This window comes from Morganella psychrotolerans, from assembly GCF_965118875.1.
Lineage (GTDB): Bacteria > Pseudomonadota > Gammaproteobacteria > Enterobacterales > Enterobacteriaceae > Morganella > Morganella psychrotolerans_C.
In genome coordinates, this window is record NZ_CBCPJD010000024.1 from 1 (window position 1) to 12,845 (window position 12,845).

Sequence of the window (12,845 nt, forward strand, 5' to 3'; positions counted from 1 at the left end):
GATATTGTCTGAATGTTGCATAATAGACTCCTGAACGGGCAGCCCGGAGGCCGCCCGGATAAGGACAAAAATTAACGGATGGTGTAACGGATATGGACGATAATATCGCTCAGAGTGAGCAGCAATGCTTTCTGCTCATCATCTGTTGCTTCCGGGAAGCTCAGGGTCAGGCTGTTATTATCATTCACCGGGATACCTTCAAACGGCAGCCAGCGGCCGTCATTGAAATCGAGCTGAAACTGACCGCTGTCATTCATCCCGTGGGAAACGGCAATGGCTTTACAGCCTTTCGCCAGTTTCTCACCACCGCCGTAACTGAGTACGGCGCGCACATCCTGATACGGACCGGCCAGTGCCGGTAAGGTCACACTGATCTGTTTGATACGGCGTGTTTCACCCAGTGAGGAAGGATAGTTCTTCATGATATTCAGCGCACTCAGATTGAACGCGGCATGCAACTGTCCATCTTTGGTCATGGACAGTCCGGTTGATGCCGGCGTACTGCCGGAACCACTGCTTTTGAGCAGATCGGCGATTGCATCAGCCAGGATAACAGGTGATTCATATCCCTTGTACACTTTATTCAGGGAAACGGTACGGGTGACCTCAAGTACACGGCAATCCCATTTCAGCCATGCCTGCTCCATCTCGGTCAGGTTCAGCAGCAGAGATTCTCCGGCCATCAGCCCGGCGTTACTGCTCTGCCATGCGCCCGGTTTGATGTAGCGGGTGGTTTCACCGGTCTGCCATTCGTAAGCTTTTTCCGCCATCATGCAGCGGGCAGCCGTCAGGTCGTAGAAGCGGTAATAGATGGATGCCAGACGTCCGCGCAGCCAGCTGTAGAGGGCTTTGTTGCTGAATTTGCGTTGCAGGAACTCCAGTTGTGCCTGTGTCTGCGCCTGCTGTATTTCCAGATGTTCACGCTGCATGTCTGTTGCCGTGCGGCGCACAATCAGGGCGTCCAGCTGTGCATCAATCTGTCTGACGTCAGATTCCGCATTATTTTTCTGGATTTCCCATTCCTGACGGCGGCGGCGCCATGCTTCAGACTGGCTGATATTATCCGCGGTGATTTTAGTCGCCGTGGCGGCAAGCCCGATCCCCATACCAATGGCTTTCGGAATACCACCCCAGCGGCTGCCGCCCACGGCCAGACCGAAGACATTAGGTGCCATATCCGCAGCAGCAGCGGCCATATACAGTACATCGCTGGTGGTATTCATCACAGAGGAGGAGAGATACAGATCCATGGTCCGCTGTTCAGCCGCGCTGACATTTTCGTCATACAGGTTGCGGTAACTGTCAAAGCGGGACTGTGCGCCGGCACGGCTCTGCTCCAGTACGTTTTTCTCTGCATCCAGTTCGGCGAGAGTTTGTGCCTGCATACGCAGGGAAGAGAGCATCAGCTCACCGGCCTGGTTTTGCAGCAACTCACTCATGGCTTCCGCATCCTGACGCTCAATCAGCCCCTGGAGTGTTGAACCAAATTGCATCAGTTGCCCGGTCAGCGAACGGGCGCTTTCCAGTGCCTGCGGGAAGCGCATTGCCGGAATGGCGGCAGACGGTAAGGCTTTGCTTCCGCCGGAGGCGGCAGCGGCGGCACTGAGCAGGGCGGCCGGATCTGCCGGTGCGGCAAAGATTGGCAGAGAGAGCGGCTGACCATCTATTGACAGGTTATTGCGCAGATTAAACAGGCGCATTTCCAGAGTCTGCCAGTAGCCGAGCAGTTTTTCATTCTGCTGCGGCAGGAACACGCCGGTCAGGGTATTGGCGGTGCGGGTTTCCGGCAGTATGCCACCGCTGCGGATGCGGCTGATTTCATCGTGATACTGTTTTGCCTGTGTGCCGTCAGCGGCGTTGCCCAGTGCCGGGTTACCCCAGGCACTGCTGATGACGGTCAGTGGTTTATCACCCAGTAAACCGAGTGCCTGCATATACCACATTTTCGCTTCATTAAGGGTATCGCGCTCCAACATGCGGTAAGCACTGTCACCACGGGCAAGGATCAGGTCGAGCAGTTTCATCAGCGTGCTGACTTTATAGTGCATCGGGTCATTTTGTGCGACCGCATCCGGGTCAACCGAATCCAGCGGGTCGGCGTTCCAGGACGTATCTTCTTTCAGCGGACGTACCCGCCAGTCACCGGCACCGCTTGCAGCAGGCTGCCAGATATAGCTTAACCAGCGGTTGGCTTCAGTGAAGTTCTGCTCCTGCAACAGGCGCATGGCGACCATCATCGGGGTGTAATAAAACAGTTCCCAGAAATAGAGGGCATTGGCGCCGCTGAAGTCCATGGGTTCATCGGGCTGTGACAGGCCGGAGACGGATTCGAGGCCGGGGAACGTGCCGCTTTTATAGTCTTTATCAAATGTCCAGCCATGCGGATTATCTTTATCGGCAGTGGTGCGGTGCAACCGGATCCAGTTTGTGGTTTGTTTCTGGTATTCAGCGTTGAGATATAGATTGTCTTTTTCGCCATGTGCGGCGTCCATTCGCGGAATAAACAGTTTTATCACTGTATTACCGGCAACACTGAGTGTGCCACTGTAAACCGGAAATTTGTCTCCCCCGGAGAAAATATCACCGCAATAAAGTGTAAATTTCCGGTCAGTGCCGTGAATTTCTTTATTATACGGTTTTAGTGTCAGTGTGACATAAGTACCCTGTCCCGGTTTCGGTTCACGCAGGTTCTGGGTTTCCGGTGACAGTACCGCCTCAATCCCGCGGTTGGCACGCTCAATTAACTGACGGGCAAACAGGGTGTTCAGGCGGGTGCGGTAAGCATCCCATTCCATATACTGGGCGCCGTCTGCGGTGGTGTGCAGGGAGATTATCTTAGCAGTTTTCTCAGCTTTATCCTTCGCAAGATCAATATGCCAGTTGTAATTACGGCTTCCGTATATCTCAGTAGCAGTATATTTACCCTGACTAATTTTTACGGATAAATTCAACTGAGAGTCTTTGACCAAATTCGTTATATCCAGTACCTGGTTACCGAAAGCGTACTTTGATAGTAATTTACCATTGTCGTTAGATACATCATAAAGGAAATCAGCGGCCTTACGGGATAGTTCCAGAACGACATCATTGTTATGATAAACACCTATTGTGATCGGTATACTGAGAGCATTATTCAAAATTAGTCGCGGGGTGCTGACCTGTAATTTACCAATGTCATCGCTTTGATGAGCAGATGTTCTCAGCCAATATTCTGTAATGCCCGACAGTCTGTTTTTGATACTTTTTAGGGAATAATAGTGATTTTCCTGATCACTACCTTCCCACTGTAATTTTTCGATATCTGCGCCTTCAGAGCCAACGATACTAATATAAATAGATTTAGCAAAAGCTGGTGGATTTCTTCCGAACGGGATACTCAGAAAAATATAACCAGTATCAATTACGTCTCTACTAATAAAATGAAAAGTATAGTTTCCTTTGGGTAATAAATTTTGTTCGGATGTGATGGTGGCCGTTTCTGATTGATATAACCTGTAATGATTTGGTTCCTTTAGATTATGTTCTACAAATAACCGCTGTAGTATTACCGGCATAGAGGTAATATTAGTCGTAGTTTCTATAGTGGGATTTACAAAGAGATTGTATTTATCACCGTCCTTGTAAATGTCATAATCTTTCAGGACAAGGTTAGTCTTCAGTTGCTCACTGCCCACTTGCTCTTCAGGTGTAATAGTCAGGGAATAGTTGTTTTTTTGCGGGAAATTAATACGGTGCTGGCCGGCAGTATTTAACTGTGATATGACTAATGTTAATGTATCACGCAGACCCAATGATTTGGTTCTGGTCATATCAGCCTGAATATTCAGTCCAAAAAAAGTCTCATTCGGTAATACCGCTTTTTCAGGATTTTCATAACAGGCGACGGAGAGTATTCCCTGTGTTTCGTTTGCTGCACAATACAAGCTCTTATTCCGTTCTCCTTTCGACAGTTCGTTGAACTCTGAAGTAACATCATAACTGAACGGCGAAGCCCAACTGCTATCATATTTAATATGGGTCAGTTTCAGGGTGTAAGATGAAATGTCTTCTTTACCGTCGTCAGCTTTCCGCACCTGTTCTTCAACCCATAACAGATACAGACGTGAACGGAAAATCACCGGACGGATCATATCCTGATACGGATTCACCGCACAGGTAATTTCTTTCCAGTCACTCCAGGCATTCGCCGCAAAGTGGCCGTTTTTACATTTACTGTGATCCACCTTACGCCAGTAGTATTTTTTAGGCTCGGTCTGGCTGGTACCGATAAACCAGGTATTACCTTCATCAATATCAACCGCATCATGATAACCGCTGACCACGGTCAGGTTAGCGACCTGTTCAAAGGCAGTGAGGTACTGGCGGAAACCATTTTCCAGGGTATCGCTGTTGAGTTCACTCTGAGAAAGCTGCTCCAGCATGGTGTTCATCATCCCGGTCTGACCGACGCGGATAGTCGGGTCAATGAAGTTTTCCGGGTAATAAACTAACTGAGATACACCTGCCCAGGTGCTGTAGCGTTTATTATAGGTATCCCAGTCTTTAAAGAACTGCCGCCCAAGCACGGCGCTTTCCGCTCCCGGCTCATCACCGGCAAGGGTGCGGTTGATATAGAGCTGAATACCGGCAATCGCATCCGCCAGCCGTGTGGTGGTAATGGCGGCACTGACTTTGCCGTCAATCAGCAGATTACGCCAGATATCATCACGGTTCGCCAGCGGTTTACCCATGATGCGAACACGGTACTCCCCGCTGAGGGCTTCACTAAGGCGCGGCTCCGACTGGTTTTGCAGCTGTGCTGTCTGCTGTTTGTTCAGACCGGCCTGTAACAGCCCGGAGAGGGTGGTGAGGTCTGCATAGGAAGGTGTCGCATTTTCAGACACTGTCAGCAGATTGGTGATATCTTTCGGGGTGATATGAAGGATGTCTGCCAAATCCAGCCGTGCGGGCAATGTGGCTAACTGTTGCCATGTAGTCAGCTCAGGTTTCTGCCCGGCCTGTGTCAGTGCCTGGGTAATCACATACTCAGATATATTCAGTGCTTTTGCCAGAATGGCGACAGTCAGGGTACTGCTTTGCAGTGCATCCAGTACTGTACCGGCCTGTTCGCCACAGCGGTTAATCAGGTTATGGAAATCACTGATTTCACGCAGTGCGGCAATACTGTTTGCCGGCGCACTTTGTGACAGCACCTGAAGTTCAGTACCACTAAAGGCAAAAGTACGGATAGCCAGCACACGTTGTGCCAGTGCCTGACACCAGGCGGCGATTTTTTTCTGCTGATCGGCAGACGGTTTTTCTGTGGTGATAAGCGGCCAGATATCGTTTGTCACCGGCACGCTATCAGGGTGGTTATTATCCAGCCAGTGCAGCAGGGCTTCCCCCTGTTCCGGGCTTTCCATCTGCATGGCGGCGGCAATCACCGGCGCCATGGTAGTGCGTAATGTCTGCGCATCAGTGCTGACAATACCGCCGTTACGCAGGGCATCAAGCAGGGAGTTCATCTCTTTGGTCGGTACAGTTGGGGCGTCTGTTGTCAGCAACATAACCAACTGTTCAACAGTGATATTCTGTGCATTCAGCCATTGGGTGGTCTGATACAGGAAGGTCATCAGTTCCCGGCGTTTTTGGTCTGTTATCCGATAAATATCGGTTGTGAGGTAAGGCGAAACCCGCAGCAGGGCATCCAGTTGTGCGACTGTCAGGTTATGCACATCGGCCAGCAAACGAACCAATAACAGATCACTGAGGTTTTCAATGTTATTGCGATCTTTTTTATTGTCGTCATCGCGGTCTGTGATATCAAAAATCTGCCACAGCCCGGTGTTATCCACCCGGAAAGCGCGTTTCAGAACTTCACGACGTGAGTCTTGTGCATCCGGTTCCATCGGAATATCATTACCGCCTAACGTATAGGTTACCCCGTTGAGTGGCGGGTTATTAAACAGGCGGTCAAACTGGCTGAGCTGGCCGTCATAGCTGACGGTACTGATAGTCGCACCACTCAGGATTAAGGCATCATCAGTGCTGATATTGTAGCGCTTACGGTAGAGCAGGAATTCACAGACGCGGTGCAGTATAGTAGCGTCTGAATCGGTGTCTTTCAGTTTCAGGCGGGCTAATGCACGTTGGGTTTCCAGCGGGGTCATACCGGTGGCTTTTGCCAGGTGCAGGGTTTTGTTGAGGAGGGGCAGTAAAGAAGCGCGTGTTTTGGTGATAGCAAATGTACTGTGTCCATACCAGGCAGAGTGAACTTTGGTGTAAACCGAAATGGTGATTTTTGGTATTATTTCGGCATTAATGGTTACCGGGATGCTGTAGTGTTTTCCTTCTTCCATTTTCACTGTACTATCTACATAAAGATCTGTCGGATAATTAGATGAGGTTGGTGACCGGATTCCGATATATAGACCGTCAGCATTGCCGTGGTCGTATATATTACTTACACTGAAATTAATATAGAATTGGTTATTATCCAGCGGAATAAGGTCAATATATTCGAAATTTGCGAATTGTGAGCTTTCCGTCTTCAGCTCGGTGTGTGTCAATGTATAAAGGATATCACTGCCTGCGTTCTTTGCTTTTATTCTCTGTGTTTTATTTTTTCCGTACAGATTGCGTGTATCTTTCAGTGATGAACCGGACGGAAAGTTTAATAAATCGATGTAGTCACTAAAGTCTATTCCCGTTAATGCCTGAATTTCATCCCTCGGCAGCCCATAATAATTGGCCAGTGCATCAAGGTTCATCAGGCTGTCGGTATCCACACCCGGGAAGTTTTTCTTCAGCAGTGCTTCTGTTTCAGCCTCACTTAACCCATCAATTGTTTCCGTCAGAATGGCATACAGCTCCGGTGAAATACCGGCGGCCAGCGCAAGCTGTGCAGCAGAGTCCGCACCTTTGCTCAGAACATTGTCCGACAGAGAAAAACTCTGCTGTGCCAGGGCTTCACGCACGCGCTCAAACGGCGCGTTATACGGCGTGACACCACTGTGGCGGGAGGTCGCCAGGCTTTCATAGTATTTGGTTTTCTCACTCAAACCGGCTTTTGCCATCAGCGCCGTTTCCAGCTGATCATTGGCCAGTGACAGAGTGGAGATTTCTTTATCCAGATTTTCCTGGGTCAGCGTCAGTTTTGCCAGGTCAGGACGGCGTGTGTCCAGGTTGTTCGAACTGCCGTTCTGATGCAAACGACGGGCTTCACGGTAAAGCTCTGTCAGATAACCGGCGGGGGAGAACATGGAAGAAACCGCACCCGGGGCGGCAAATTCATCCGCGCGCGGCATGATAATGTCATCATAGCCATACGGAGCGGCACCGTGATGGCGGGCAACGCCCATCTCTTTTCTCAGCAGCGGGTTGGCGCGGGTCAGCGCACGGGCGGTATACAGAATGTTGTTCTGTTTTTCTTTCACTGCGGCGCGCTGAAGTAATTGCGCTTCTTCGCGGGACAAACGGCTGCCTGCCATGTTCCGGACTTCGGCAAGGGAAAGGGGCATAAGATCTGCCAGGGTTATCTGTTGGTCGCTGTAATTCAGGTTCAGCTTTTCAAGGGCTCTCGTTACTTTTTCCATTAATGATATACCTTATAAATATGAAATTTACATAACGTTGACTGTTTTATTGAGTTAATATCCTGAAAAATGGCAAATAAGAAGATTTACACCGCAGAGTAATTGTGTTTTTTCAGAATATATAACTTAATTTCATATTTATCGACTATGGGAAAAGAGTCAAATAAAACCATTGACATGATGTGCTGATTTTGCGATGTATTTTTTATTTATTTGATTTTTAACATATAACTAATTTTGTTTCCCATGGGGAGTAATAGATTTAAAGTATGAATCATTATTTTTATATAGGCTAAGCTGTATACCCAATGTTATTCAGGATGCAGGCAGGCGGCAGTCAACGAACCCGTATTTTAAATGAGTAAGTATAAGACTGTAGGGCGCTGTACTAAGATTAAGATACAGAGCTTGTTAACGGCATGGACGCAAAGACTGATGCAGGACTGATCAGAGAATATAAGTGAGAACGGGAACAGAGATAAGGGATAGGGAATATCAAAATAAAATAATTAACTGCCGGAGATAAGGCAGTTAATTATCAGACAATAATTTTTTTACCCAGCAGTCGGCTGCCGGATTCCTGACCATCAGCACCATAAGTCGCCTGATTATTATGTTTCTTCATAAAATCCAGTCGCTCCTGATTAAGCTGCATGTGCAGTTTCAGCATCTGATGGTTGCGGTAATTCATCTCTTTGAGCATGATGGTAAGATCTTTAATGCTGTTCCAGACAAAATGAATACCTTCATCGTCCTCATAGGGCGGGCATATACCGGATCCCTGCTCAAGTTGCAGGCGGTGGGTTTCATTGTGACCGATGGCGGCCACCAGAAACCGTTTTTGTTCCGTTGTTTCCTGATACGCAGATTGCGGAACGCGCGCATAGCCAAGTAACAACTCCTCATTCTTCATCACCTGATGCAGTGATTGTAAATGAGAGAGTTGTTGCTCAAGCAGCGGCAGAAGTTGTTCAGTCATCTTTATCAGCACTGTTTATTGATAACATGCATTCATGTGCATCACGCAGGATACCATCAGCAATTTTACCGGCGTCCATACGCAGCGTACCGTCTTTCAGGGCTTGTTTTATCTCAGCGACTTTTACCGTATTGATGTCATTTTTATTCGGTGCCAGCAGTTGTTTCTGAATTTCACTTGGTGAAAATGCACTCTCGCGGACGGTTTCAGCAGTCTGAATTTTTTTATCACGCGGTGCCGCGGTCATTTCTTTCGGGTCGCGGTTAGTCACTTTAGTTAGTGCTGAAATCGCGGATGTTTGCTCAATTGCCATATTTATTTTCCTTATTCCCGATCTGCGGTGATTGAGGGTGTCTCCCTTATACTCACTACATATCGGCAATCTTATCTGAAACTTTATACCTAAATTTATACCCTTATTCATTCAAACCGCAGGTTCATTGGCTACGCTCAGCCTGTATTCTGAATGACGTTGGGCATATAGCTAAAGTGATACTTTTACACTGCCGTTCTCAAGTGCTTCACCGCTGACGACTTGTCCGTTAACCAGACGCACCCGGATTGTGGCACCCGTTGCTGCATTATTGATGGCGCGCCCTTCGTATTTTACCGAAAAATTGTCACCGTCTGCCACAACAAATACATTTTGTCCGGATTTAATTGCCCAGGGCTGACGGTACATTGAACTGACATAGGTCTGTCCGGCCTCAATATTACGCAAGGCTGTTCCCCCGCGCAGTGCAACTTTATCGGTTACTGTGCCCGCAGGTAACTTATGTAATAAGCCCCGTTTTACGCCGATATCCACAAACTGAATAGTTTCGCCGCGCATTATTTGTCTGGTGGCAACGTAATATTGTCCGGTGACATTGACGGTCAGCTGAATAAATGTGCGTTTTTTTCCGCATAGAACGGGAAGTGACACATTACCCGTATTACGCCCGCCGGCTGGTAATTGTAACACCGGTTTTTTACATTCTGGCCAGCGGTCAATAGGTGTTTTTATCTCTATTGACACTTTCAGCGGCTCCGGGTGTAACAGGCGGAAATACTGATTGATATCCTCCGGTAATGCGGCCTGTGCAGAGGCGGAAAATACCAGTAAACCGCTGATGAGTAATTTACGGTAACGGAGAGACATACTTTTTCCTCATATACCCTTATTCCTTCAAACAGCAGGTTTGTTGGCCGGGCAAAGCCCGCCTGCATCCTGAATGACGTTGGGTATAGTCAATCAGCCCATTTTTGATGTCCGCAGTTTACGCACTTTCAATATCGTTGAATCCGGTAAATAGCCCGGTTATTTCACGTTTATCCTGCCATTTGAATTTTTCAGGGGCGGCTAATATAGCTACCACTAAAACAGGCGTTCCATATCAATTGAGGACAGACATGCTTGATAAGTTAAATGCCACGTTTGCGTTTTCGCAGCAGGCGCTTTCATTGCGTGAAAACCGTCAGACTGTGCTGGCATCCAATATCGCCAATGCGGATACCCCGGGCTATCAGGCGCGGGATATTGATTTCAGCCATCAGCTGAAACAAGCAATGAATAACGGCACAGCCAAAAGCGGCGGACTGACAATGGCGGTCACTGCGAAAGGGCATATCAGCGGGCAGGGAGCAGCAGTACCTTCTGCGGTTGATCTGAAATACCGCGTTCCGTATCAGACATCTATGGACGGCAATACCGTGGATATGGATGTCGAGCGCAGCCAGTTTGCTGATAACACCCTGAAATATCAGGCCGACCTGACATTTATAAACAGCCGCGTGAAAAGCATGCTGGCTGTCTTACAGCAAGGATAATCCGCATGGGATTACTGAGTATTTTTGATATTTCCGCATCAGCATTAACCGCACAGTCGCAGCGTCTCAATGTCAGTGCGAGCAATATGGCGAACGCAGAAAGTGTGGCGGGCCCGGATGGTGAACCGTACCGTGCGAAGCAGGTGGTGTTTCAGACCTCACCGCAGGGGCGTTATGACATCGGCGGGGTAAAAGTCAGTCAACTGATTGAAGACCCGGCAGAACCCCGTCTTGAATACAAACCCGGTCACCCGCTGGCAGATGAAAAAGGCTACGTGCGTATGCCGAATGTGGATACCGTTGGTGAAATGATCAACACCATTTCAGCATCCCGCAGCTACCAGGCGAACCTGGAAGTGATGAATACCGCGAAAACCCTGTTGCAGAAAACACTAACGCTGGGGCAGTAACGGAGTAAATCATGGGAATTAATGCCACGAACAATGAACCAACGAATAACGATATTAATACTCAGCAAAAGCCGAAAAAAAATCAGAGCGACGATATGCGGGATACGTTTTTGCAGATGATTGTCACGCAGATGCAGAATCAGGATCCGACCAAACCAATGGATAACACGGATCTTACCAGCCAATTAGCGCAAATTGCATCACTTGAGAGTATGAATAAGCTCAACGAAAACGTCACTTTTATCTCGCAGCAAATTCAGGGAACTCAGGCATTACAGGCCACTCAGCTTATCGGAAAAGATATTTTAATACCCGGGAATGAACTGATCCTGGCGCCTGTCAGTAATGATAAATCGTTCATAAATGAAACCAAATTCATAGTGACTACCGATAACCCGGAAAATGACATTTCCGGATTATCAGAGAGCAAAGATGACGAGGCTGGTGATTTATCCAGTGGTTATGTATCAACGCCATTTGGTTTCTTTACCGAAAAAACGGCTGACAAAATCGACATTACTATTCGTGATGCAAATAAAGGAATTGTCAGAAATATTACTATTGATAAAGAAAGCAAAGCAGATATTTATGATCTGTATTGGGATGGACGTAATGACGCCGGTGAATTAGTAAAAGAGACAAAAGGCACGTTTACTTTTGACGTTACCGCGAGTTTCAAAGGCGAAAAAATATCTGACAAACTTATACATAAACTGAAAATGGTTCATGTGAATGGTGTGACTACCAATCTGGGAGCTCCTGTGCTGGATGTCGGAATCGGTAACACTATTCTCCTGAGCGAAGTTTATAAGTTTTATCTGTAATTATTTAAATCTAATTGTCATGGAGGTGACATGTCTTTTTCACAAGCAGTCAGCGGTCTGAATGCCGCTTCATCGGGGCTTGACTCGATAGGTAACAATATTGCCAACTCAGCAACCAACGGTTTTAAAGGCGCACATGCCTCTTTCTCCGATATGTTTGCAGGCTCCGGTGTGGGGCTGGGGGTAAATGTTGCGGCGATTTCCCAGAACTTTAAAGATGGTTCCATTACCCGTACTGATCGCGCAACAGATGTGGCGATTTCCGGTAACGGTTTTTTCCGTTTACTGGATACCAACGGCGATGTGGTTTACAGCCGTGACGGTGAGTTCCACCGCGACAAAAGCGGTAATCTGGTGAATAACCAGGGCATGATGGTCAGTGGTTTTCCGGCAGGAATGGATGCTAACGGCAATGCAACTATCCAGACCGGTGGTATACCACAGACGCTGAATATCCCGACGGATATGATGGATGCAAAAGCATCAGCCAAAGGTGAATTAACCATTAACCTGAACTCTGATGACAAGGCACCGACTGTTACCACGTTCGACCCTGACAATCCGGACAGTTACAACTTCAGTACCACGATGACCAGCTATGACAGTCAGGGTAATACCCATGAAATTGCTGTTTACTTTGTGAAAACAGCGGATAACAAATGGGATGTTAAGGCAAAGGACAGTACTGATAAAACATCGGCAATTCAGAATCTGGGCGCTATGGAGTTTGACGGTAACGGTAAACTGAAAGGTACTGCCGATTTTACAGTCGCTTATAAAGGATTAAACGGTGCTGATCCCGGTACGATTGATCTGAGCCTGAACAAAACCCGTCAGCAGAAAGTCACTGAATCATCCGTCAGCAAAATTGACGTGGATGGTTATCAGTCTGGTGAATACACCAACTTTAAAATCGAAAACGACGGCACAATTACTGCCAGCTATTCAAACCAGCAGAAACGTACTGTCGGCAAAATGGCACTGTCTTCATTTGCTAACCCGAACGGACTTGCTTCACAGGGCGGTAACGTCTGGAAAGCAACGAATGCCTCAGGTAACCCGATGGACGGCGTACCGGGAACAGGTCAGTTCGGTAACCTGACCGGTGGTGCGCTCGAAGCATCCAACGTGGATATGAGCCAGGAACTGATCAATATGATTGTTATGCAGCGTAACTATCAGTCCAACTCCCAGACCATCAAAACGCAGGATCAGATGCTGCAAACATTGGTTAACTTACGCTGAGTAT

Annotated in this window: 8 protein-coding genes; 4 read left to right on the plus strand and 4 right to left on the minus strand. The window is 47.9% G+C overall.

The window, feature by feature from the left end:
- Window positions 1–71: 71 nt before the first annotated feature.
- The 4 genes from ACMHKJ_RS18180 to flgA form a co-directional block, all read right to left on the minus strand.
- Window positions 72–7,574, minus strand: a complete 7,503-nt coding sequence (locus tag ACMHKJ_RS18180; RefSeq protein ID WP_413496158.1) for a Tc toxin subunit A-related protein — start codon at window positions 7,572–7,574, stop codon at window positions 72–74.
- 538 nt (window positions 7,575–8,112) lie between these two features.
- Window positions 8,113–8,553, minus strand: coding sequence for a flagella synthesis protein FlgN (locus ACMHKJ_RS18185; protein ID WP_413496160.1), 441 nt, complete (start codon window positions 8,551–8,553; stop codon window positions 8,113–8,115).
- Window positions 8,546–8,866: a flagellar biosynthesis anti-sigma factor FlgM gene (gene flgM / locus ACMHKJ_RS18190; RefSeq protein ID WP_413496162.1), complete on the minus strand. Its 321-nt coding sequence runs from the start codon at window positions 8,864–8,866 to the stop codon at window positions 8,546–8,548. Before flgM ends, ACMHKJ_RS18185 begins: the two co-directional genes overlap by 8 nt.
- A gap of 171 nt (window positions 8,867–9,037) precedes the next feature.
- Window positions 9,038–9,694 carry a flagellar basal body P-ring formation chaperone FlgA gene (gene flgA / locus ACMHKJ_RS18195; protein WP_413496164.1) on the minus strand — a complete coding sequence of 219 codons (657 nt, stop codon included), beginning with the start codon at window positions 9,692–9,694 and terminating at the stop codon, window positions 9,038–9,040.
- Between the two features lie 251 nt (window positions 9,695–9,945).
- Between flgA and flgB the strand changes: the two genes are divergently transcribed.
- Genes flgB through flgE form a run of 4 tightly spaced genes read left to right on the plus strand, consistent with a single transcriptional unit; the run spans window position 9,946 to window position 12,841 of the window.
- Window positions 9,946–10,362 (plus strand): flagellar basal body rod protein FlgB, encoded by a 417-nt coding sequence (gene flgB / locus ACMHKJ_RS18200; protein WP_413496166.1) that lies wholly within the window; start codon window positions 9,946–9,948, stop codon window positions 10,360–10,362.
- A gap of 5 nt (window positions 10,363–10,367) precedes the next feature.
- Entirely contained in the window at window positions 10,368–10,772 is a 405-nt protein-coding gene (flgC, locus tag ACMHKJ_RS18205; RefSeq protein ID WP_413496168.1) for a flagellar basal body rod protein FlgC, read from the plus strand.
- 11 nt (window positions 10,773–10,783) lie between these two features.
- Window positions 10,784–11,596: a flagellar hook assembly protein FlgD gene (locus ACMHKJ_RS18210; protein ID WP_413496170.1), complete on the plus strand. Its 813-nt coding sequence runs from the start codon at window positions 10,784–10,786 to the stop codon at window positions 11,594–11,596.
- Window positions 11,597–11,626: 30 nt separating this feature from the next.
- Entirely contained in the window at window positions 11,627–12,841 is a 1,215-nt protein-coding gene (flgE, locus tag ACMHKJ_RS18215; RefSeq protein WP_413496172.1) for a flagellar hook protein FlgE, read from the plus strand.
- Window positions 12,842–12,845: the final 4 nt, after the last annotated feature.

Bases quoted from the DNA above. Each gene is read 5' to 3' on its own strand.
- ACMHKJ_RS18180 (WP_413496158.1), bottom strand. From the start codon at position 7,574: ATGGAAAAAGTAACGAGAGCCCTTGAAAAGCTGAACCTGAATTACAGC.
- ACMHKJ_RS18185 (WP_413496160.1), bottom strand. From the start codon at position 8,553: ATGACTGAACAACTTCTGCCGCTGCTTGAGCAACAACTCTCTCATTTA.
- flgM (WP_413496162.1), bottom strand. From the start codon at position 8,866: ATGGCAATTGAGCAAACATCCGCGATTTCAGCACTAACTAAAGTGACT.
- flgA (WP_413496164.1), bottom strand. From the start codon at position 9,694: ATGTCTCTCCGTTACCGTAAATTACTCATCAGCGGTTTACTGGTATTT.
- flgB (WP_413496166.1), top strand. From the start codon at position 9,946: ATGCTTGATAAGTTAAATGCCACGTTTGCGTTTTCGCAGCAGGCGCTT.
- flgC (WP_413496168.1), top strand. From the start codon at position 10,368: ATGGGATTACTGAGTATTTTTGATATTTCCGCATCAGCATTAACCGCA.
- ACMHKJ_RS18210 (WP_413496170.1), top strand. From the start codon at position 10,784: ATGGGAATTAATGCCACGAACAATGAACCAACGAATAACGATATTAAT.
- flgE (WP_413496172.1), top strand. From the start codon at position 11,627: ATGTCTTTTTCACAAGCAGTCAGCGGTCTGAATGCCGCTTCATCGGGG.